Origin of the sequence: Gilliamella sp. ESL0405, from assembly GCF_019469205.1 — a bacterium.
In the GTDB taxonomy this organism is placed as follows: domain Bacteria; phylum Pseudomonadota; class Gammaproteobacteria; order Enterobacterales; family Orbaceae; genus Gilliamella.
On the sequence record NZ_CP048265.1, the window covers coordinates 2,373,006 to 2,395,547 of the forward strand.

The following is a 22,542-nucleotide window of genomic DNA, read 5'->3' on the forward strand; positions in this document are numbered from 1 at the left end:
AAGCATGATACAAATATCTTCTTGGATTGAAGGAGGGAATTCTCAAACTGCTTATAAACATCCCATTAAGATAAAAAACTAAAAGATGGTCAGATTCGCGTTTAATCGCGGTCGCTTCCTCTGATTGTAGTTGCTTGTGTAATCTTTCTTTAGCAGATTAAATCTTTTTGAGGTACTCCTATTATAGGTATTTTTAGCCTGAGCGATTCAAGTACTGAGCTTATCCTTAAGGGGCTAAATGGTTTGCCTGATTGGGTAAATAACTCGACTAATGTCCGCTTTAACACTTTATCGCTGATTGGTTGCCATGCATTATCTTTATAGTGGTAAATTCATCTGTAAGTAGATTAATCGCAAGTTTATTACCATAATATTGATTTAACAAGTCAACGCGTTGAAAACTAAAGTTTGCTTGCCAAAAACATCGAAAAATTAAATTATTCCCAAAAAATAGCTATCTGATTGGCTATTGATAGTAGGAAAATCTTAATTGCCAACTAAGAAGAAAAGTTTCACCTTTTAGATAGCGCGAATCGTGCCATAATGATCTACTAAGCAATTATTTATGGGATATAGATAGCCATAGCCCTATTGCTAGGGCTTTCAAATAGTTTAAATTAGCTTTTAGGGACATAATGCTTCATCGCCCAATAACCGAATCATATAGCTTTTTGATAGCTTGATAAGCTCTAGTTTTCGTTTTTTGTAATTCCAACCCATATCAATTAAAGTAATATTTGATTTTTCTAGGTAGGCTAGGTGATTAAGCTGTTGTTCATTAAGATAATCGCGAATATCACCAGTGATATTATGTGCTTTTCTAAAATCCTTTGCAGACATACCAAGCACAATACCATTAATCATATTAAATTCATTGGTGTAGTGATATGGTTTAGTCTCTTTACCGTGTGATAGCCTTTGTAAAGTTAATGCATCACGCATAGGACGGGTATAATCTGCCACCTCAATGCGTGCTTTTAACCGCTTAAGCTCTTTCTTCTCGATTACTGGTGTAATTTCTTTAAAGTGCTGTTCACAACGGATAAAGTACTTTCTAATCGCTCTACCTTTCTCGTTGTTTTCAATCATTGCTAATTCTTTAGCTGTTCCAATTGTCAGTATATAATCTGTACTTTTACAATCTCCATATCGCTTAGTTGTCCATTTTATTTGTTGATTGTTATTTGTACTTTGACTCCTGAATTCTGACAAATCAAACATTAAAAAATCATCATTTTTAATAAGCCCGTATTCTTTTATTCTTCCCTTTATCCATGTTGAAAAATCATTTCCTACTTTTAAGTAATTATGCAAATCTTTTGCGCTAACTGTTTGCTGTAATTTGCCGTTTAATTGCGTTTCGATTACTGGTACTAAATTATTAAAATCTGTCATTTTTTATCTCCAAATATGGCTATTTATTCCCCATTTAGCTAAATTTAGGCAAGGGGATACCGTCAGCGCAAAAATGCGCTTTGTTCTTAAATAATTAACTAAATGGTTATCTTTTTATGTGGGCATTTATAGCAAGATTGACTATGATTGGAGTAGTCTAAGTTCCAATCTAAGCCCTTTACTATTTCGTTATATAAAGGGTTTTGCTTTATTTCCATTATGCCACCTCGCGACGTTCTACTTTGCGAGATTCAAGCCAAGAATAAATCTCATCAAAAAAGCATAACTTTGGAATGCCTACAAAAATAGGCTTGGATGCTAATAGGTCAGTTTTGATTAAATTATAGTAGAATCTTTTAATTCTAAATTCTGCATAAGCTAAAAATTTGATAATTGTAATTAATATTTTGTTCATATGTGTATCACTCCGTTTTTTATTGAACTGGAATGATTAAATCACATTAAAGTACTATCATAGCAACCCTATTAGGGGTTACAGTAATAGTAAAAAAGGAACTGTGTCAGTTACTTAATCATTGGTATTACTGGTTTTATTACTATAATAGTAAAAGTTACTTACTTCTATTAATTGGGCATGAAACTAATTCTATTGCTTTGGCTAGTTGGTCTGTTTGAACATTGTAATTGGTTTTTAAATCTTCACAAATAGCATCTTGTGTAGGTCTAGTTCTTCTATCTTGCTCATTATAATTAGACCATTCTTTATTCCTAATTTTGATTGCTATTAATAATGGGTCATCTTTTCTATATGTGCCGAGTAAAATAGGTACTAGTTTTTTTAGTTTCTCAATTTCTTTCTTAGCTTGTTCTAAATCTTTTTGTAAATCATTATGCGACGTCTGCTTCTTAGGTAAAATGATATTATCACTTTTTCTAATCATTTCTTTGTTAAGATACTTTTGAATAATAAGCTTATCTATAGTAACTTTGTCATATAAAGGAAAACGATGAGTATTACTATCCCATTCATTAATGGGCAAACGATAATTTTCATTATTAATTTTAGTTGCAATACAAATTCCTTCAGCAAATAAATTTAAAAGTTCTCTGGCTTTCGAGTTAAATTCTACTGAATAAGGCTCAATCCCAGATATTAAGGTATACTCGTACATTAAAATGTTATACTTTCTTATTATAAGTAATAATTTTTTTCCAGTTTCCGAAATATCAGTTTGATACTGCTGAGTAATTATGTTTATTAACGCTTTTAGTGAGATAAAATCATTATCAGTAAGGGAAGAATTATCACAATTAATATTGCTGATCTTCTCAAATTTCTCAATTTTCTGCTTTAATGAAACAATTTCATCTTTTAAGCTTGCATTTTCAGAAATAATTTGTTCATATTGAGTTTTATTATTTGAAAAATTAATATTATTTGTTAATGTTCCAAAGGAAGCTGATGTATAAAAATTAATATTTAAATCAGATAAAAGATTTTTGATATCATTTCTCAAAAAACCAATATTAGAGTAATTATATCCATTAATCTTATCTAGTTTATTATCTACTTGGGGAATGCTATTATTAACAATAATTTCTAAAAGAATATCATTTAGATTCAAAAATTCTGCTTCTACAATTTCACCCGTAATTTTTTTATTGTATAGTTTTAGCATAGGGATGTTTTTTTGCATAAGTTTTAATTTCAATGCTTTTGCTAATCTATCAGTTTGGACATCAGGATAGGCATAAGAGAGGTGATGAAACAATTCTACAATAGAAATAAATTGAAATTCATGTTTATCAATGGCATCTAAAAAAACATCTTTATCACTATTAGTTTCACAAAACTTGAAATATTTATTATTTTTCAATATAAAACCTGATTTACTTGCCCACTCAAATAAATCTTTTTTAAAAATAATTGTTTGGTCTGAAGCTATAGGCCAGTCTTTAGTTGTTTCGTTATATTCCCCTTGATCAATAAGGTTACCATTACTATCACGTTTAATCATGTAATAGTATAAAGGAATAATTTCTTTGATTCTTATTGCATAACATATCTGATTAATATTATTATCCAACTCTTCAATTTTTTCAGGAAATTTATCAAAAAAATTTTTTTTGTTTGTTGGCTCCAAATTCATCAATATAAATGCAGCTTCATCAATAGTTAATCGAGTAAGTTTTAAATAATCCATACGTTGCTCACATTCGCTAATAGATATTTGCGTCAGTTCGCTAGGATTTCGAATGTTCGAGGATCAGCCTAGACGCAAATAACACTTTAACATACAGTTATATACATTATAGCAACGTGTTTATATACATTAAATTATTTTAGATATGAAATTATTGAGGTTACTAATCGGGAATTTTTATACACATAGTAATAAGATGATCGTCATCGTCTTTTTTTGTGGGCAATACTCTAAATCCTTGTTTTTCGTATAACTCTATCAATGAGGGATGATTATTACATTCTAATATAGCAAATCTACCGCCAGCCATAGCACGGATTTGTTTAATTATTGTAAAAGTTTCTTGTAATATTAACCCAAGATTTATAGGGTTATTTTCAACTGCGAAATTTTTACCAATTTGACCAATCAAATGAACTTTTATTTCTTTGGCGTGCTTATTAAAGCCATCCATTTTAGAAACTAATGTATTAGATAATTCAAACTCACTTGATTGTATTGATGTAAATGCTAAAGAAAAATAGGCGAGAATATCAGGAGAATCTTCGTTGATAATAAGATAGGTTTTTGATACGTTTCTTTTGCTAAATTTTATTGCTAAATTACATAAAAAATTCTCTAAATCTTTATTTTTATCACATGAGAAACAACAAAGGAGGCTTTTTATTTCCTCCTCGTCATATTCATTAATAAGTTCATCTAAATTAACCGTGAGCATTTTTTTTGGTTAAAACTTTAGAAAATAATTTTATTGCTTTTTTAGATTCGGTTTTCTCGTCTCTCTCGCGAGTTTTTATCGTACTTTGTGCTTTCTCTAATTCGAAAAATACATTAAGATCGCGAGGCTCAGCTAAAACAAAGTTTTTGCTAAATGAAGATGTCGCCATATTATGCCTCCATATAAGTACAATTACACAAGTTGTGAAGTATTATATAGTCCTATTTTGTTATATCAAGATGTATTTAACAAAATATAACTGAATATAAATTAATATTAATGAATATTAGAGTTATATAAAATTTCCCAATCTTGATAAATAAATATATCTACTATGAAAAAATTGCAGGATTAAAATGATATATAAGGATAATTAAATAAGAGAAGTTATAAAAGGCAATAATAAATATATAAGCCATCGGGCTGTTTCAAAACATAAAGCGCGCTTATCAGCAAGGTAATGAATAGCCCTTAATAAGCTTTGAAATTTAAACCCATGCAATCAAAATAATTACATTGCTTCTAACGTGTCCTTAAATTCTTCAAGCCAAGTAGGGAGGGATAGTAAATTTCTACAACGCTAATCTTTTTACACCGCCCAGCCTCATTTTTGTGCAAAATCGCGAATTGAAATAATTTTTTTACTATCAATGAATGTGCTGACTTTTTAGAAGATTGCAATTTTAATACCTGTATGGTGGAAATCACCATAGAGCATTTAATCTTTTCCTCTAGTAGTAACCATGGATCAACCTTAAAATCACTTATTCTTAATATTATAATTAATATTTATTTTAGTGAAAAAGAAGGTGTATGGAATTACCCTATATTTCAATTACTTAATTATAGGATCATGATTATATTTATATGTGAATAGTAGTGAACACAAAAAAAACATATATAATAAGCATATAATATATTGATATATATAATTAATTTTAAAGAGTCAATACCAGCGAACACTTTTAATGAAAAGTTTAGAATAATGTGGGGTAAGTATAAAAAAACCAGTTTAATAACTGGTATATGTTAAGGATGATATTTGAAAAAGCTCACCTCACATTTGAGGAGTGGATCTTATTAATAATTAAAAGAGTAACTCAAATATGAGGTAGGATAATTATAGCGTAATACATTTAATGTTTAACTAGCTTTAAATTATGGTTACCTGATAAAGAGACATTCCCGTTACTGGCTTGCTCGACAAAGTCACCCCACCAGTTAAGCATGATTCTTCGTTGTTCTAGGTAAGTAGCGTGGTTATAGGCTCGCCTTACACTATTAGTATCGACGTGAGCAGTGCTGCTTCAATAATATTAGGGTCTATACCTCCCTTAATTAATTCACGCATTTCATAGCGTTGTTTTCGCGCTTGCTGTGGTGAAACTTCCGGATAACTACCAAAACTGACTATAGTTCTATTATTTGTTATAGGGCGATAATGTCTAAATTGCCATTTTTTTGTCCCTGTTGACTGGAAAAGCAAACCATTTCCATCATAATGAGAATAATCTTCACTTTGTGACTTGGCATTCTTAATTTGTGTATCAGTCATTGGAGCTATTTTTTTAGGCATACTTTCACCTTTTGGTGACTACGGATTTATAGGGCTATGTCCGTGAAGTCCTTAATACAGTCCCCAAAAATATGAATGTAAATGTTTCTTACTGATGCTTACAGGTTAATGAAATAGGCTTCAAAGCTTAGTGTTATTATATTTGGTGTGCGTTAGGGGGTTAAAAGAATCTTACGGAATCTTAAATTGGTGGAGCCAAGGGGGATCGAACCCCTGACCTCAACGCTGCCAGCGTTGCGCTCTCCCAGCTGAGCTATGGCCCCAAAATGAAATGAATAAAACTGCGGCTAATAATATGCAACTAAATGGTAGGTGTCAATCGGTTTGATGTTGTTTGTTTGAAAAACAACCGAATTAAACGCTACCGATAAACGGTAGCGTTCAGATATTAACGCAGAATAGCTGGTTGATCTGCACCTTCTACTTCTACTTTTGGTGGCATAAAGTGTTCACGTTTAACGCCTAATTTAAGTGACATATAAGCCGCCACATAAATTGAAGAGATTGTACCAAGAACAATACCAACCCCTAACGTTTCTGAGAATCCTTTTAACATCGATCCGCCAAAAATATACAGAATGATAACAACCGCAAGTGTTGTACCTGAAGTCATTAAAGTACGATGTAATGTTTGAGTTAACGAGATGTTAATCACATCGTAAGGTGATGCACGACGAATTTTTCTGAAGTTTTCACGAATTCGGTCAAATACCACGATAGTATCATTTAGCGAGTAACCAATTATCGATAACATCGCCGCAATAATGGTTAAATCTAACTCACGTTCAAATAATGAAAGATAACCGGCTGTGATAATAACATCGTGCGCTAAAGCCACAACAGCACCGGTACCAAATCGCCATTCAAAACGAAATGCAATATAGATTAGGATACAGACTAAAGCGGCGCAAATGGCTAAAATACCGTCTTGTGCAAGCTCAGCCCCGACGGTTGGTCCAACAAATTCAATGCGTTTGATTTGAGCATTTTCATCGATGCTTTTATGTATCAAATTAGAGATTTGTGAACCTAACGCATTATCAATCGCCGCTGAAGCGCCATCTTCTTGTTTAGCAGTAGCTAAACGAATAATGATGTCTTTACTACTGCCATAATATTGCACCACTGGTTCATGATAACCAGCTTGACGCAAACTATTACGCAGATCATCAAGGTTAACCGATTTAGTTACCGTCAGCTCAATGGTTGTTCCACCAGTAAAATCTTGCCCAAGATTAAAGCCTTTGACAAAGATAACAACAATAGAGGCAACAACCAATAGCATTGAAATGACAAAAGCAATAAAGCCGTATTTTAAAAAGTCGAGGACTCTGCGGCCATGATTGAGCTCTCTAACATCATGATTTTCTTTTTTATCAACACTCACAATAAACCTCTAAATTGATAACTTATCAACACGGCGTCCGCCATAAACAAGATTGGCTAATGCTCGAGTTCCGACAATGGATGTAAACATCGATGTTAAAATACCGATTCCTAATGTAATGGCAAAGCCTTTAATCGATCCTGTACCAACGGCATAAAGAATAATAGCAGTAATTAATGTGGTGATGTTGGCATCAAAAATACTACTCCAAGCGCCAGCATATCCTTCATTAATAGCATGCTGTACTCCTCGCCCGTTACTGAGCTCTTCTTTTATCCGCTCATTAATCAGCACGTTGGCATCAACCGCCATGCCTACCGTTAAAACGATACCGGCTATACCTGGCATACTTAACGTTGCTCCCGGCAATAAGGACATCGCCCCAACAATAAGAATTAAGTTAGCCACTAACGCTAAACTTGCAAACACACCAAATAGGCGATAGACCACTAACATGAAGATAACGGAAATGAGTAATCCCCATATACACGATTCTAAACCTTGAGTGATATTTTCTTGCCCCATTGACGGCCCAACAGTGCGCTCTTCAATAATTTGAATTGGCGCAATGAGTGCACCAGCTCGTAGTAATAGCGACAAATTTTTTGCTTCATCAATACTTTTAATATTCGTCACCTGAAAACGATCGCTGAATATACCTTGAATAGTTGCAACATTAATAACTCGCTCTTGTTTTTCAAGAACTGGTTTATCATTTTCATCGCGTTTGCCGGTATCTTTATATTCAACAAATAGCGTTGCCATTGCTTTTCCCAAATTCTTTTGGGTGAAATCAAGCATCGTTTTGCCGCCCGCACTGTCTAAATTGATACTCACCTCTGGTCGGCCATATTCACTAACTCTGGATGAAGAGTCAGTAATATGATCACCGGTTAATACAATTCGTTTAAACAGAAGCACCGGGTAACCGTCTTCCATATATTTCAATTCCGATCCATATGGCACACGCATATCACCATTGATAATAGCGGCAAGGTTTTTTGATCCTTCTTCATTAACTTGTCTAAATTCTAATGTAGCTGTGGCACCTAAAATGCGTTTTGCTAATGCCGTATCTTGAATTCCCGGTAACTCGACCACAATACGATCTGCACCTTGACGTTGCACTATTGGTTCAGCAACGCCCAATTGGTTAACACGGTTACGTAAAATAGTGGTATTTTGCTGAACAGCATCATTTTTTGCTTGTTGTAAACGCTGGTCGCTGACATTGATTACGATACTGTCATCAGTTTGGGAAGTTAATTTAAAATCCGGTAATACGTTAAGCTTTGTAATCGCTTTATTGCGATCGTCAGTATTATCAAATTGCATAACAATTTGTTGATTGTTATTTTTATTAAGAGATTTGTACTTTAAATTGCTATTTTTAAACTCAGTTCTTATATTTTCAACCGATTGCTCAGTGAGTTTACTTAATGCAGTTGTCATATCCACTTCCATTAAAAAGTGAACACCGCCTCGTAAATCTAAGCCGAGTTTCATTGGTTCGGCACCTAATACCCTTAGCCAAGCAGGTGTTGCAGGTGCTAAGTTTAAAGCGACGACATAATTATCACCTAAGGCTTGAGAAATTAATTCTTTAGCTTTAAGTTGAGTATCATTATCACCAACACGAATTAAGATAGATTTATTTTCAAACACCAATGATTTGGGTTCGATATGATTATCACTTAAAAGCTTTTTGATATTATCTTGTGTGGTAACATTAATTTCAGCACCATTAGACGCTGAAATCTGTATAGCGGGGTCTTCACCATAAATATTTGGAAGCGCATAAAGTAGGCCGGCGCAAATAACGACGACCAACATAATGTACTTCCACAAAGGATAGCGGTTTAACACGACATATTCTCTTGTGGGTTTAGGTAATAAACACAATGAACTATAATAGCTAACACACTATTATAATGATTTCATTGTTCCTTTGGGTAAAACAGATGTGATAAAGTCACGTTTGATAACAACTTCAGTTGTATCGTTTAACTCTAACGCAATATAACCATTGTCATTCACTTTTGATACACGACCAATAAGTCCACCATTGGTTAATACTTCATCACCTTTAGAAATTGATGCCATTAACTCACGATGCGCTTTAGCACGTTTTTGTTGTGGGCGCATAATCATAAAATAGAAAAATAACCCAAACACAACAAGCATTATAGGTAAGAAATAAGGATTGTTTTCGCCTGCTGCCCCTTCAACGGCATACGCATTAGAAATAAAAAAGTCCATATTTGTCCTCTTGATATAAATAAAATATTAAAGGTCAGAATTATAACACAATAAATAAATCTGTTATTAACTATTTCTTGTCAAGATCTTTCAGAAATTACCTACGTTTGAGCAAAAAACATACACCACTTAATAAAGATCTAGGTGCAAAATATTCCGCCTATCAAATGATGAAGGCGGAAAATGGTGGTTATGTGGTTAAATATTGAGCCATGCTAACTAAGTTAAACATCCATTTAGGATATACGCCACAAATTATGGTTAGCAGTGCTGATAAAACAATAAATAACTCACTAAATTTAATATCACGCCATGTTGATTTGCTAACGTTTTGACTGCTATTGAGATCATCACGTCCTACTGGTCTGATATATAAGTTGATAATAAGTCGGGCATAAAAATATAAGCCTAATGTACTACCAAGAACAATAGCGGCATTTAACCACCATAATTCTGCGGTCACACCTAACATTAATAGTAGAAAACGACCAATAAACCCTGCGGTAAGCGGCACGCCAGCTAAAGACAATAACCCCACGCCCATAGCAAGTGCAAGAATTGGGCGGCGCCAGAATAAGCCGGAAAGATCTATTTCGTTTTCGTGATCTTGGAGTTCATCAGAATGTGATTCCAAACTAATCACACCCAATACACAAATGTTAGCTAAAATATATCCAATTAAATAAACGCCAATGGTTTCTAATGCCAACACTTGATATTGCACTGCAATTAATGCAACGAGTAAATAACCAAAATGGGCAATCGATGAGTAAGCCAATAAGCGTTTTAAGCTAGTTTGCATTAAGGCAAATAAGTTACCCCATAAGATTGAGCAAAATGCCATACAAACTAAGATAATACGGATCGTTTCATTATTCACAATCGGCGCCAACAAAAATAGTCTGGCAATGGCACAAAATACTGCCACTTTTCCAACGGTTGATAATAGCAACGCAACTACGGTTGGCGCACCTTGGTAAACATCAGGTAACCATAGTTGAAAAGGAACTAAAGAGAGTTTAAATCCAATACCGACCAACATCAAACACACGCCCATGAGTAATAATGTACTTGGATAAGACATTGTTGAGAGTTGATAACTTAAACCACTAAAAGTTAGCTCACCGGTTGTAGCATAATAAAAAGCAATCCCCATGATTAAAAATGCACTGGCTATCGATGATAAAATCATATATTTAACCGCCGCTTCTAACGAGTGCGTCTGAGAATATTGATAACCGATTAAACCAACAAACGGTATTGAAAGCAGTTCAATACCAATAAAAAAGGCGATTAAATGACTGGCGTAGACTAATGTCACTCCGCCTAATGCCATGAAAAGTAAAATGACATAAAATACCCCATGATGAATTTTCTCATGAATAAACCAGCGATAAGCTAAGCAAGCAACCACAATAGCAACAATTAAAATCAAGCTACTATATAGCAATCCATATCCGTCACTGGTAAAAAGTGCAGTAATTTGGCGGGCTTTCCATCCGTCATCTGAATCATCTGCCGCCGATTGCTCCTGCGTTGATGTGGCTTGTGCCGGATTGTTGCTATCTTGAATATTTTCTTGAGTGCTTTCTTGGGTATTATTTTGAGTACTCTCTTGAGTATTGTCTTGATTGTTATTTTGATTAGCAACGTCATTAGCATTTTGGTTGCTATTTCCGTTACCGTTTACATCACTATTTTCATTAGTATTGGTTTCATTAGTATTTGTTTCATTGGTATTCGTTTGGTTAGCATCACTTTCCTCAGTACTGCTATTTTCACCATTATCTGACGGTTGGTTGGCGTCCTCAGTAGAGTCAGCATCAACGGCAATTGTCTCTTCGCTTGACGGTTGCTGATCTTGAGCTGGTGCAGGCGGTGCAACCGATAATTGCATGTTATCATTACTAATATCAGTAATGGCTTGAGTATTGAACGAAATTTTATAGCCGATGATTGACGAACAAAGCAGCGCACAGCTAAGCGCTAACACCGTTAAAATTGTACATAATTTGGTGCCAATCTTGAAATAAAAGAGAGCAATGAGCAAAACAATGATGGCAAAGCTTAATACAAATATTGGCGATAAAGCTATCATAAGTTATTACTCTCCTACTCGTTCTGATGTTATATACTGCTGGGTTTGATTGACAATAGAATAAGACATATCTAACACCACTTGCGGATATAAACCAATAAAAATAAGCACTAACAACACACTCGATAACAATAAAATATCAATTTTACTGAGCAGATGTTTAGTTACCCCAGCTTTATCCACAACGCCATAAAATATCGGTTGCATACGGATAATAAACGAAATAGACAGTAATAATAAGCCAATCACTAACATAATAGTATAGTAAGAAAATGATGAAGAACTGCCTAATAACATCATATAATTACCAATAAAATTGGCAGTACCGGGGATGCCTAACACCGCCAAAATAAAAAATAGCGTAAATGATGATAGATATTGCACCTGTTCTTTTAAACCGGTGAACTGATTGATGTTTCTTGTCGAATAACATTCAGCTAATAAACCACTGACCATAAACATGCCTACGATAGCAAGATTAATGGCTATCATTTGAATCACCACACCTTGATAAGCAACGACCGAGCCACTGTAAATAATTGCGGTAACAAAACTCATTAAGGCAATATGAATATAAGCAATGAGTTTTTTAATATCTGTTTGATTAAAGGCGAGTAAAGCGGCATAAACAACAGTAAAGAGCGCTAAAGCCAATATAAATGGCATAATGACCAGCGTTGCATTTGGGAACAGTGGCACCACAAAGCGTAATAATCCAAATGTTGCGGTATTAAGTAGTAAACCGCTAATCATCATCGAACCGGTGGTTGATGATTCAATATGCGCATCAATAAGCCAGCTATGGAATGGCACAAATGGGATTCGTACGATAAAGGCCGCTAAAAAACCTAGCATAATTAAAAATTCGGTATGGCTCGAAATGGGTGTTTTAGTCAGTATTTGATAATCAAAAGTCCAATGCCCGGTCAAATTCCAGTTAATTAAAGCTAATGACACAATCGAGATTAACATCATTAAACTACTTACTTGGGTATAAATTAAAAATTTACTGGCACCATTAAAGCGTAATTGTGAACTTGAATCCCGTCGACCCCATAAAGAGATGATAAAGTAAATCGGAATGGCAACCGCTTCCCAGAAAAAGAACATTAAAAACAGATCGGTAATGACAAACAACATCATAACCGCTGACGCCATAAATAACAGGCATAGATAAAATAAACCACTGTTAGTCAGGTTTTCTTTACAAGAATAAACAATAGTGAGCAAAACGATGAATAGCGAGGAGGTAATAACAATCATCGATAAACCGTCTAACACTAAATGGAAATGAATGCCCAATAATGGGATCCATTCAAGATTGACTTCCTCAGCCCAACTAGCGCCTTGCTCAATAGTATTTATCGCATGTGACCATAAAGTAATTGCCAATATTAAAGTTATTAATATGGTAGTGAAAGCAACCATCATAGGCAATTTTTGCCAACGTACTTGTAGCTGGTTAGTGTTGACAGTTCTTTGCAAAAACATATGGCATAACCAGCCAACAAATCCGCCTAATACCGGTAAAAAAACAAGCCATAACAACATGAAAGTTCACACCTTTATCAAATAAAAATCAGTAACATTAAAATCATAATGCTACCTATGACAATTGACACCATATACCATCTAATATGCCCATTTTCTAAGCTGACAATATATGCATTTATTTTTTTAATTCCCAACATGATCCAATTGTCCCATATGGCTAATGGATCAAGTTTTAACAAGTTAGCTAAATAGATATAAGGTTTAACAAATAGCGTGTGTAATAAATAGTCAAAGTGCCAATCGCTTTTACATAATCTGCCAAAGAATTTAACCATTGGCGTATTAAGCACTTCCTGCACTTCACTATTAGGATGCGCATAAAAGAAGTAAGCGATCACAAAACTCAATAACGTTACAGCGGCGAGTAACAACTGGAATGTTATTCGACCTTTTGTGTCAATATCGGCAATAGGAATAATGCCTTGAATCGGAAATGGAAAATAGATAAATAGCGCTGTAGGAAATATCAGTAAGATAAAAATAGGCAAATAATATATCCAGCTAGTTTTGGTTAACTTGCGATGTTTAGATTTATGGTAAAACACCATAAAAATTAAGCGCCAAATACAAAGACTAGACAATAAGATACCAATCAGACCAATCGTACCGGACATTAGGCTATCTTGCGCCATAAGTCCCCAAATAATATCCCCTTTGATATAAAATGACGCTGACACCCATGGCATGGCACTTAACGACAGCATAATTAACAAAAATACAACAAATAAGGTTGGGTTAGTCTTGTGTAGACCACCTAATTTAGTGATATCACGCTCACCTTGACAATTTCGAATTAAAATTGCTGAGGCAAGTATTAACAGCGTGCTGGTAACAGCATAGTTGATTAAGCAGTTAAGTGATAAGTCCCAGCTTTTGGTTGAAAATGCATAGAACAGGTAACTTATCTGAGCCAGATTAATATAAGTCACGATTCGTTTGATATCATTTTGTACCAACGCTATTGAGCTGGCAAATAACACCGTGAGGGAAGATATCAACATCATGATAGAAAGCGTATCAGATGACATCATAAACAAGTTACTTAATCTTAAAACCAGATAAACGCCAGCAAAAATAACGGTAGAACATTGCATTAAAGCAATTGCCGGCATTGGTGCAAGTGTGGTTTGGGCAAACCATGAATGCATAGGGAAAAGGGCTGATTTACTCATCGCACCCAAAAATAGCATAAAGGTTATCCAAAAAATGATATCAGAATCAATAGCTAAATTTTCGTGCGCTTGGGTTAAAATATCATGAATATTTAAAGTTTCGACAGTCTGATAAAGTAAAAAGATACCAATGATCAAAAAGATATCCGTTAAATGCATCATCACAAATGCTTTAACCGCCGCATAACCGTTTCGAGCTTGTTGGTAATAGATCCCAATTAGCAAGTAAGTACTTATGCTCACCCCTTCCCAACCGAGTAACATAACAAATAGATTATCCACCAGTACCACAGTTAAAATACTTGCAATTAATAAGTTACTGTAGGCATAGAAGGTATAGATATCTTGTCTTGATTTTAGATAACAAGCGGCAAAAAAGTAGATTAATATGCCAAAAAAAGAGGTTAAAACTAAAAAGATTAACGATAACCCATCTAAAGTTAATGAGAGAGGCACAACAAAATCACCGACCGAAAACCACGTCCATAAAGATCGGGTATAGACTAAGGTCATATCCGGCACTGTATTGGAATTAAAATCAATACATGAAAAAACGGTAATTAATGCTATAAGCAACATGGTACTGTTACCAAAAATAATAACATCAATTGAACGAATATGCCTTCCCATAAAAACCAGAATTAAGAAAGATATTAAGGGAATAATGATTGCTAAATAAAGTAAATTCATCCTTTCATTTCACTCAGTGAGTCAATATTAGAGATTTTGCGACGGTAAATTAATTTCATAAGTAGAGCAAGACCAACGCAAGCTTGAGCAATAACAGTTATTACAGCTAATAAAGCGAGCACTCGCCCGTCTGATTGTTGCCATGAACTACTTGCAGCAAATAAGGCAACGATTACGCCATTATTCATAATCATCAGGCTGAGTAATAAAAAATATAAATTACGTCGAATCATCACGCCTAACAGTCCGATCACAAATAAAATAGACGCAAGAATAAGACAATGCATAAGTGGTATCATATTATTTCTCCAACAAAAGTCGATGCATAAAATGATAAGCAATTATACCGGCACCTAATAACAGAAAAATAGCTAATTCGACCATTAAAATGTAAGCATATACTGACATTTCATGCATCAATTCGTGCGATTCTCGAAGTTGAGAATAGTCAGTGCTTACAACACCATAAATGAGTATAACCAGTAAAATAAACGCTAAAATGAGTGGACCTAACCAAATTTTAGGGCTAATACCACGCTGACCATTTTCGACATTATCAACCTTAATTTTAAGGAGACTTGCAACCGACATAAACAGCACGATTGCACCACCAATAAAAAAGATCATATATAAAATAGCCGAAAGATAGATTTTAAGCAGAATAAATATCGATGCTGTAGCAAAAAGTGAAATAGCTAGGTACAAAATAGCTTTATCAACACGTAAGCAAATAATCACTTTCATACTGGCAATAACAGCAATAATTGACGCAATATAAAAAATAGCGTTCATTTAATAACCCAATATACATTCACAATTCCCTTAGTATATACCCAAATGCTTATAAGATACAGTTTACTGACAATCTGTTCATGGAAAAACAGACATAAAATGAACAAAAAGGTAAAAAAAACGAAATTATTAGCAGGGTTTGATTAGCTTAACATGGGTATCAACTATAATAAAAACAGTAAAATTAATAAAGTCCATAAAATTTTATTATTTAAATTCAACGAAACATTGTTATAAAGTATATAACCTGAGCATATTAACTCATATTTAAACCTAATTCTTTAAATTGTCATTTTGGTCATACAGCTTAAAGGCGCTTAGGCAAAATATACATAAAAACGAGAATAGAATGAATAGTAAATACTCATCAATGCGAAGCAACGTCAACATGTTAGGCACATTATTGGGTGATGCAATTAAACGTGCCACCGGTAATCAGACATTTGATTTAGTTGAACAAATAAGACAACTATCTAAATCAGCTCAACAAGGAAATAAGCAAGCGCATAGCGAATTGCTTAAATTAATTGAGAATCTTAATGATCATGATTTACTGCATGTTGCACGGGCATTCAATCAGTTCTTAAATTTGGTTAATACTGCTGCCGAATATTATGGCATTTCACCGCATGGGGAAGCATCGAGCAGTCCTAAAAAAATGACAGAGTTGTTTAATTCGCTCAAAAACTTAAATTTTTCCAATGAAACCATAACGCAAGCAATTAACGATCTGTCTATTGAATTGGTATTAACCGCTCATCCAACTGAAATTAATCGCCGCACTATGATTAATACTTACACGGCGATTAACAGCTGTTTATCACAACTGGATCATAATGATTTAGCCGATTATGAAGTTGAACGCATTATGCGTCGATTAAAACAGTTAGTTTGCCAAGCATGGTATACCGATGAAATTCGCAAAAAACGCCCAACGCCGCTAGATGAAGCAAAATGGGGATTTTCCGTTATCGAAGACAGTTTATGGGAAGGTGTGCCACTGTTTTTACGGGAATTTAATGACCAGCTGGTTGATGCCTTTAATCAAGAATTATCGGTTGAACATGTACCTATCAAATTTACGTCATGGATGGGGGGCGACCGGGACGGTAACCCGAATGTTACGGCTAATGTGACCGAAAGAGTCATGTTACAAGCCAGATTAAAGGCGATCGAACTATTTTTAGCTGATATCCAAATACTAGTGCGTGAATTATCCATGACTGAATGTAGCCAATCGGTGATTGATCTATTAGATGAACCGAATAAATCAGCCTCAGAACCTTATCGCATGGTGATGAAGCAACTACGTTCACGCTTAGTAAAAACCCATAGTTATATTGTTTCATTATTAAATAATGAACAAGTCTTAGCTCCCCATGATATCTTGCTTAAAAATGAACAACTATGGACACCGCTTTATACCTGTTATCAGTCATTGATTGAAAACGGAATGTCAACCATTGCGCATGGTCCACTGCTTGATACGCTACGCCGTATTAAAAGTTTTGGTCTTCAATTGGTAAGATTAGATATTCGTCAAGATAGCTCAGTGCACACAGAAGCACTCGATGCATTAACCAAAGAGCTGAATTTAGGCAGCTATGCGCAGTGGTCGGAAGATGAAAAGCAGGCATTTTTATTAACCGAATTGCAATCCAATCGCCCACTACTTCCATACAACTGGCAACCTGATGAAATGGTGCAAGAAGTATTAGATACTTGTCGGGTAATTAAAAAAGCAGGCGAAGAATCGATTGCATCTTACGTCATCTCAATGGCCAAAGCACCTTCAGATATTTTAGCGGTCTACCTGTTATTAAAGATAGTTGACTGCCAAAAAAATATCCCTGTTGCCCCGCTATTTGAAACCCTTGAAGATCTAAACAATGCCAAATCTGTCATGCAAAAGCTGTTAGATATTCCTTGGTATCGCCAACAGATCAAAGGTAAACAAATGGTCATGATCGGCTATTCTGATTCCGCCAAAGATGCCGGCTCACTGGCTGCCTCCTGGGCACAATATCGCTCACAAGAAGAGCTGGTCAATTTGTTTGAAAAATACCATGTCAACTTAGTACTATTTCACGGGCGAGGTGGTTCAATTGGTCGAGGTGGCGCACCAGCGCACGCCGCCTTACTTTCTCAACCACCGGGATCGTTAAAAGGTGGACTTCGAGTTACAGAACAAGGCGAGATGATCCGTTTTAAACTTGGTTTACCGGAAGTGGCGTTAAGTAGCTTAATGCTCTACGCTTCAGCAATATTACAAGCCAACTTATTGCCACCACCTCAGCCAAAACAAGCATGGCGAGATATTATGGATGAAATGTCCGACGTTTCCTGCCAATGTTACCGAAGCTACGTTCGTGAACGTGCTGAATTTGTTGACTACTTTCGCGCGGTCACGCCTGAAGCAGAATTAGGCAGATTACCATTAGGTTCAAGGCCACAAAAACGGCGAACTGGCGGTGGTATTGAAAGCTTGCGCGCCATTCCTTGGATTTTCGCATGGACACAAAACCGCCTAATGGTACCTTCATGGCTCGGTGCGGGTAGTGCGTTAAGATTAGTGATTAATGCCGGTAAAAAAGATCTGCTACAAGATATGTATCACAACTGGCCATTTTTTAATGCCCGATTAGGGATGCTGGAAATGGTATACGCCAAAGCCGCACCAAATATTCATGAATATTATGAACAAAGGCTTGTCGACCCTATCTTATGGCCGTTAGGCGAAGAATTACGGACTTTATTAACCGAAGATATCAACACCGTATTAACTATTACTGATGATATTAGTTTAATGGCAGATTTGCCATGGATTGCCGAATCAGTCGCTTTACGCAATATCTATATTGAGCCGCTGAATTTATTACAAGCGGAGCTATTGAATCGTTCACGCAAACATAGTGATGAAAATAGTGTTGTAGAGCAAGGGTTGATGATAACGATATCGGGTATTGCCGCAGGTATGCGTAATTCCGGATAAATCACATAAATAAAAAAAGGGCGTTGCGCCCTTTTTTTATTTTTCTACAGTAAGCTCTTCTAAATAATTTTTTGCATCCGGATCACCTTGTTCACTTGCTTTAGTGAACCAGTATATAGCTTTCTTTTTATCTTTCTCTAAACCTTGACCCTGTAAATATTTAACGGCTAAATTATATTGTGCATCGACACTACCTTGCTCGGCAGCTTTGAAATACCACTCAACCGCTTTTTTCTCGTCTTTTTCAACGCCACTACCGACGTCATACATCACAGCGATATTATACTGCGCTTCGGCATTACCCGCTTCGGCAGCTTGAGTAAACCAATAAGCAGCTTGTTCATTATCAGGGCGAGTACCGCTACCGGTTGCATAGATAATCCCTAAATTAAACATCGCTAATACGTGGCCATGCTGAGCTGCTTGAGTAAAAAAGTAAGTGGCAGCCACATCGTCTTTCGTTAACCCATCACCTTTTTGAGACATTAACCCCAGATAATATTGTGCTTCAGCGTTGTTATCTTTAGCGGCTTGACTAAACCAGTCAGCAGCCGTTATCCGATTTTCCTCTACCCCGTCACCAAAATAGTACATGATACCTAAATTAAGATAGGCATCATACACTCCGCCATCACCGGCTTGGGTCAGATAGTCGATAGCCGTTTGGATGTTTTTTTCGACCCCTTCACCATTTTTATACATCATCGCTAAATTATACTTTGCTAAAGCATAATTTTGATCAGCAGCCATTTTAAAATACTTAATTGCTTGAGGTAAGTTGCGTTTGGTACCTAAGCCATTGAGATACATATAAGCTAAATTATTTTGCGCTTTAGCTAACCCTTGTTCAGCCGCTTTTCCATACCAAAACAGCGCTTTTAAATCACTACTTTGATCACCGGAAGCTTGTTTATAAATAGTGGCAAGTGAGTATTGCGATTCGGCATTACCTTTTTCCGCAGAAAGTTGTAAAGAAGGAATTAATGCATTAGGATCGCTTACCTTTATTTCGGTATCGGTCTGCACTTTGGCTTCATTTGCTGTTACCGTAAAAGTTATCGATAATAGCAAAGCTAATAAAGTTTGTATTTTTCTCATAATTTTCTATTTACCATAACATGGCAGTGATTATACATAATTGCGTCACAAGGCAATAGTTTTTGTTTATAAAACAATAAAGATAACTCAGTTATATCAATTAACTGGATAAAAACCCGTATCATTGTGTATACAACTTAAAGCTATCTTTAACTCTCTAGCAACACTTTTTTAACTAAACCAAATAGCATTGAGGTAATAACTAAAAACAGTATTGATAAAACAGACTAAAGACCAAGTTCATCCCAAATATCGTCAATATGCGCAATTATTTTAGGATCTTTTTTAATTATTTTTCCCCATTCACGATGGCTTTCACCCACCCATTTATTGGTCGCATCTAACCCCATTTTAGAGCCTAATCCCGAAACAGGCGAGGCAAAATCGAGATAATCAATCGGTGTATTATCAATAAATGTAGTATCACGATGCGGATCCATACGGGTAGAAATTGCCCACATCACATCTTTCCAGTCCCGGGCATTAATATCATCATCACACACAATAACAAACTTAGTATACATAAATTGACGGAGATAAGACCAAACCCCCATCATAATTCGTTTGGCATGACCGGGATACTGCTTTTTAATCGTAACGATAGCAATACGATAAGAGCACCCTTCTGGCGGTAAGTAAAAATCAACAATTTCGGGAAACTGTTTTTGTAATATGGGAATAAACACTTCATTTAATGCCAATCCCATAACCGCAGGTTCATCCGGTGGTCTGCCGGTGTAAGTGGAGTGATATATCGCATCTTGACGACGAGTCATATGGGTAACGGTAAATACAGCAAATTGCTCAACTTCGTTATAATAACCGGTATGATCACCAAACGGACCTTCCGGCGCCATTTCATTTGGATCAATATACCCTTCTAAAATAATTTCAGCGCTGGCAGGGACATCCAGTTCGTTGGATAAAGATTTGACAACTTCCGTTCGCCCGCCTCGTAGTAATCCAGCAAAAGCGTATTCTGATAAGGTATCAGGTACCGGGGTTACCGCCCCTAATATCGTTGCCGGATCGGCACCAATTGCGACACTAACCGGAAACTTTTCATTAGGGTATGCTTGTTGCCATTCGGCAAAATCAAGGGCGCCACCACGATGTGACAACCAACGCATAATTAACTTATTTTTTCCTAATAACTGTAAACGATATATCCCTAAGTTTTGCCGATCTTTATAGGGGCCTTTGGTAATCGTCAGTCCCCAGGAAAGCAGTGGCGCCACATCTTCCGGCCAGCAATGCATAATAGGTAAACGATTTAGATCCACTTCGTCATCTTTAAAAATCACTTCCTGACAAGGTGCAGATGATCGGCGTTTAACCGGCATATTTAACACTTGTTTATATTTAGGTAATACATTGAAAAATTGACGAATGCCTTTAGGCGGATCCGGCTCACGTAAAAAAGCTAATAGTTCGCCAATTTCACGCAGTGCGGTGGTATCTTCCCGCCCCATTCCCATAGCAACACGTTTGGCAGTACCAAATAAATTACAAAGTACCGGCATATCGTAACCGATAGGGTTTTCAAATAATAGCGCCGGACCTTGCTGACGTAATACCCGATCAGCAATTTCCGTCATTTCAAGATAAGGATTAATAGGGTAAGTTATTCTTTTTAACTCACCTTGCTGCTCAAGATAAGTTAAAAATTCACGAAAAGTAGAAAAATGCATGATTACTCCCGATTAGTCCCGACACTTTTTTTAATTATATTCAAAGTTGATGTGAATAATCCAATTTTGACTATTGATTAATCAACATCGAAATTCAAACTGTAAATAGGCTGTTGTTTATCAGCATTACACTTAACTATTTTGGCTAAAAGAAATTGATATTGATTTTGGTCAAGCTCAGTAAACTGATCTTTATCAACTTGATACAATAGATAGCTTTTATGTTTATCTTCAAATGTAAATGAAGCTACCCAATCATCACGATCTTCATAATAATCGTTAGTATAGATTTCCACAATCGTGTCATCTTTCAGATCCGGATTGTTGGCGAATTGGTGATCAACAATTTTTTCAGAAATGGCATGATCGGACTCATTAAACACTAAATAATCATGCGGATTTGTCCTACACTCTTTAATGATGATGGTATCGGCATGGCTATTAAAACTAAAAAAGAACAAACTGCTTAAAACAATAGCGAACTTACTTAATTTCATTGTTGACCTCTTCATTATGTTTCATGATGCTATCAATTTTACCGATCGCCTCAGCATTGTTTGGCGATAAAGTAAGATTTGCAGCGTTTTTTATTGTCATCCATTGATAAGATAAATGTTCAGATAATATTGGGGTTACCTCAGAGGAAATTGGCAGATAAAACCAATGTTCTTTATTTATTTTAACATTTGGAGCATATCTATGTATAAATTGCGGGAAAATCTCAAATTCAACACTATAATTAGCGTCAATTAACTTTAGCTTTTGACCGATTATATCGATACCTGTTTCTTCCATAACTTCACGAATTGCCGTATCTTGCGGCAATTCGTCATCTTCCATACTACCTGTGACCGACTGCCAAAAATTCGGATCGTCTTTGCGTTGCAACATCAAACAGCGTTTGGTTGTTTGACAAAAAATAACAACTAAGACAGATTCCGGTTTTTTAAACATT

The 22,542-nt window shown here is 35.5% G+C and carries 19 protein-coding genes, 1 tRNA gene and 1 pseudogene; 1 reads left to right on the plus strand and 20 read right to left on the minus strand.

Features of this window, described 5'->3' with window-relative positions:
- Positions 1-624: 624 nt before the first annotated feature.
- The 16 genes and pseudogenes from GYM74_RS10315 to GYM74_RS10385 form a co-directional block, all read right to left on the minus strand.
- Positions 625-1,395 (minus strand): antA/AntB antirepressor family protein, encoded by a 771-nt coding sequence (locus GYM74_RS10315; protein WP_220218130.1) that lies wholly within the window; start codon positions 1,393-1,395, stop codon positions 625-627.
- A gap of 217 nt (positions 1,396-1,612) precedes the next feature.
- The gene (locus GYM74_RS10320) at positions 1,613-1,810 is read right to left on the minus strand and encodes a hypothetical protein (RefSeq protein ID WP_220218131.1); all 198 of its coding nucleotides are present in this window, start codon (positions 1,808-1,810) and stop codon (positions 1,613-1,615) included.
- Positions 1,811-1,967: 157 nt separating this feature from the next.
- Positions 1,968-3,560, minus strand: a complete 1,593-nt coding sequence (locus GYM74_RS10325; RefSeq protein ID WP_220218132.1) for a hypothetical protein — start codon at positions 3,558-3,560, stop codon at positions 1,968-1,970.
- 163 nt (positions 3,561-3,723) lie between these two features.
- Complete coding sequence (locus GYM74_RS10330; protein WP_220218133.1) at positions 3,724-4,278, minus strand: hypothetical protein; 555 nt, start codon at positions 4,276-4,278, stop codon at positions 3,724-3,726.
- A complete protein-coding gene (locus GYM74_RS10335; RefSeq protein WP_220218134.1) occupies positions 4,265-4,447 on the minus strand; it encodes a hypothetical protein in 183 nt (60 codons plus the stop codon). The genes GYM74_RS10330 and GYM74_RS10335 overlap by 14 nt, the downstream gene beginning before the upstream one ends.
- Positions 4,448-5,414: 967 nt before the next feature.
- Positions 5,415-5,582 (minus strand): annotated as a pseudogene (locus GYM74_RS12425) (integrase); the annotation flags it as partial.
- Positions 5,552-5,854, minus strand: coding sequence for an integrase arm-type DNA-binding domain-containing protein (locus tag GYM74_RS10340; protein ID WP_220218135.1), 303 nt, complete (start codon positions 5,852-5,854; stop codon positions 5,552-5,554). The pseudogene GYM74_RS12425 and the gene GYM74_RS10340, both read right to left, overlap by 31 nt.
- Positions 5,855-6,041: 187 nt before the next feature.
- Positions 6,042-6,117 (minus strand) — tRNA-Ala (locus GYM74_RS10345).
- A 125-nt stretch (positions 6,118-6,242) separates the two neighbouring features.
- Positions 6,243-7,241: a protein translocase subunit SecF gene (gene secF, locus GYM74_RS10350; RefSeq protein WP_220218136.1), complete on the minus strand. Its 999-nt coding sequence runs from the start codon at positions 7,239-7,241 to the stop codon at positions 6,243-6,245.
- A gap of 9 nt (positions 7,242-7,250) precedes the next feature.
- Positions 7,251-9,107 carry a protein translocase subunit SecD gene (gene secD, locus GYM74_RS10355; protein WP_255556139.1) on the minus strand — a complete coding sequence of 619 codons (1,857 nt, stop codon included), beginning with the start codon at positions 9,105-9,107 and terminating at the stop codon, positions 7,251-7,253.
- Between the two features lie 60 nt (positions 9,108-9,167).
- Positions 9,168-9,500 (minus strand): preprotein translocase subunit YajC, encoded by a 333-nt coding sequence (yajC, locus tag GYM74_RS10360; protein WP_220218138.1) that lies wholly within the window; start codon positions 9,498-9,500, stop codon positions 9,168-9,170.
- 190 nt (positions 9,501-9,690) lie between these two features.
- Complete coding sequence (gene nuoN, locus GYM74_RS10365) at positions 9,691-11,598, minus strand: NADH-quinone oxidoreductase subunit N (RefSeq protein WP_220218139.1); 1,908 nt, start codon at positions 11,596-11,598, stop codon at positions 9,691-9,693.
- A 6-nt stretch (positions 11,599-11,604) separates the two neighbouring features.
- Entirely contained in the window at positions 11,605-13,149 is a 1,545-nt protein-coding gene (locus GYM74_RS10370; RefSeq protein WP_220218140.1) for a NuoM family protein, read from the minus strand.
- Positions 13,150-13,166: 17 nt separating this feature from the next.
- Positions 13,167-15,014: an NADH-quinone oxidoreductase subunit L gene (locus GYM74_RS10375; RefSeq protein ID WP_220218141.1), complete on the minus strand. Its 1,848-nt coding sequence runs from the start codon at positions 15,012-15,014 to the stop codon at positions 13,167-13,169.
- Positions 15,011-15,313 (minus strand): NADH-quinone oxidoreductase subunit NuoK, encoded by a 303-nt coding sequence (gene nuoK / locus GYM74_RS10380; protein WP_220218142.1) that lies wholly within the window; start codon positions 15,311-15,313, stop codon positions 15,011-15,013. Before nuoK ends, GYM74_RS10375 begins: the two co-directional genes overlap by 4 nt.
- Position 15,314: 1 nt before the next feature.
- Complete coding sequence (locus GYM74_RS10385) at positions 15,315-15,806, minus strand: NADH-quinone oxidoreductase subunit J (RefSeq protein WP_220218143.1); 492 nt, start codon at positions 15,804-15,806, stop codon at positions 15,315-15,317.
- A 349-nt stretch (positions 15,807-16,155) separates the two neighbouring features.
- On the opposite strand from GYM74_RS10385, the gene ppc reads away from it, so the two are divergent.
- A complete protein-coding gene (gene ppc, locus GYM74_RS10390; protein ID WP_220218144.1) occupies positions 16,156-18,798 on the plus strand; it encodes a phosphoenolpyruvate carboxylase in 2,643 nt (880 codons plus the stop codon).
- Positions 18,799-18,834: 36 nt separating this feature from the next.
- Here ppc and GYM74_RS10395 read toward each other — a convergent pair whose 3' ends face one another.
- From GYM74_RS10395 to nudB, 4 genes are all read right to left on the minus strand, one after another.
- Positions 18,835-19,896 (minus strand): tetratricopeptide repeat protein, encoded by a 1,062-nt coding sequence (locus GYM74_RS10395; RefSeq protein ID WP_220218145.1) that lies wholly within the window; start codon positions 19,894-19,896, stop codon positions 18,835-18,837.
- A gap of 227 nt (positions 19,897-20,123) precedes the next feature.
- Positions 20,124-21,587, minus strand: a complete 1,464-nt coding sequence (gene ubiD / locus GYM74_RS10400) for a 4-hydroxy-3-polyprenylbenzoate decarboxylase (RefSeq protein ID WP_220218146.1) — start codon at positions 21,585-21,587, stop codon at positions 20,124-20,126.
- Positions 21,588-21,664: 77 nt separating this feature from the next.
- Positions 21,665-22,084, minus strand: coding sequence for a hypothetical protein (locus tag GYM74_RS10405; RefSeq protein ID WP_220218147.1), 420 nt, complete (start codon positions 22,082-22,084; stop codon positions 21,665-21,667).
- On the minus strand, positions 22,071-22,541 hold the full coding sequence (nudB, locus tag GYM74_RS10410; protein ID WP_220218148.1) for a dihydroneopterin triphosphate diphosphatase: 471 nt from the start codon (positions 22,539-22,541) through the stop codon (positions 22,071-22,073). The genes GYM74_RS10405 and nudB overlap by 14 nt, the downstream gene beginning before the upstream one ends.
- Position 22,542 lies beyond the last annotated feature (1 nt).

Excerpts from the sequence above, each read along its gene's own strand:
- GYM74_RS10315 (WP_220218130.1), bottom strand. The coding sequence starts at position 1,395 with ATGACAGATTTTAATAATTTAGTACCAGTAATCGAAACGCAATTAAAC.
- GYM74_RS10320 (WP_220218131.1), bottom strand. The coding sequence starts at position 1,810 with ATGAACAAAATATTAATTACAATTATCAAATTTTTAGCTTATGCAGAA.
- GYM74_RS10325 (WP_220218132.1), bottom strand. The coding sequence starts at position 3,560 with ATGGATTATTTAAAACTTACTCGATTAACTATTGATGAAGCTGCATTT.
- GYM74_RS10330 (WP_220218133.1), bottom strand. The coding sequence starts at position 4,278 with ATGCTCACGGTTAATTTAGATGAACTTATTAATGAATATGACGAGGAG.
- GYM74_RS10335 (WP_220218134.1), bottom strand. The coding sequence starts at position 4,447 with ATGGCGACATCTTCATTTAGCAAAAACTTTGTTTTAGCTGAGCCTCGC.
- GYM74_RS10340 (WP_220218135.1), bottom strand. The coding sequence starts at position 5,854 with ATGCCTAAAAAAATAGCTCCAATGACTGATACACAAATTAAGAATGCC.
- yajC (WP_220218138.1), bottom strand. The coding sequence starts at position 9,500 with ATGGACTTTTTTATTTCTAATGCGTATGCCGTTGAAGGGGCAGCAGGC.
- nuoN (WP_220218139.1), bottom strand. The coding sequence starts at position 11,598 with ATGATAGCTTTATCGCCAATATTTGTATTAAGCTTTGCCATCATTGTT.
- GYM74_RS10370 (WP_220218140.1), bottom strand. The coding sequence starts at position 13,149 with ATGTTGTTATGGCTTGTTTTTTTACCGGTATTAGGCGGATTTGTTGGC.
- GYM74_RS10375 (WP_220218141.1), bottom strand. The coding sequence starts at position 15,014 with ATGAATTTACTTTATTTAGCAATCATTATTCCCTTAATATCTTTCTTA.
- nuoK (WP_220218142.1), bottom strand. The coding sequence starts at position 15,313 with ATGATACCACTTATGCATTGTCTTATTCTTGCGTCTATTTTATTTGTG.
- GYM74_RS10385 (WP_220218143.1), bottom strand. The coding sequence starts at position 15,806 with ATGAACGCTATTTTTTATATTGCGTCAATTATTGCTGTTATTGCCAGT.
- ppc (WP_220218144.1), top strand. The coding sequence starts at position 16,156 with ATGAATAGTAAATACTCATCAATGCGAAGCAACGTCAACATGTTAGGC.
- GYM74_RS10395 (WP_220218145.1), bottom strand. The coding sequence starts at position 19,896 with ATGAGAAAAATACAAACTTTATTAGCTTTGCTATTATCGATAACTTTT.
- ubiD (WP_220218146.1), bottom strand. The coding sequence starts at position 21,587 with ATGCATTTTTCTACTTTTCGTGAATTTTTAACTTATCTTGAGCAGCAA.
- GYM74_RS10405 (WP_220218147.1), bottom strand. The coding sequence starts at position 22,084 with ATGAAATTAAGTAAGTTCGCTATTGTTTTAAGCAGTTTGTTCTTTTTT.
- nudB (WP_220218148.1), bottom strand. The coding sequence starts at position 22,541 with ATGTTTAAAAAACCGGAATCTGTCTTAGTTGTTATTTTTTGTCAAACA.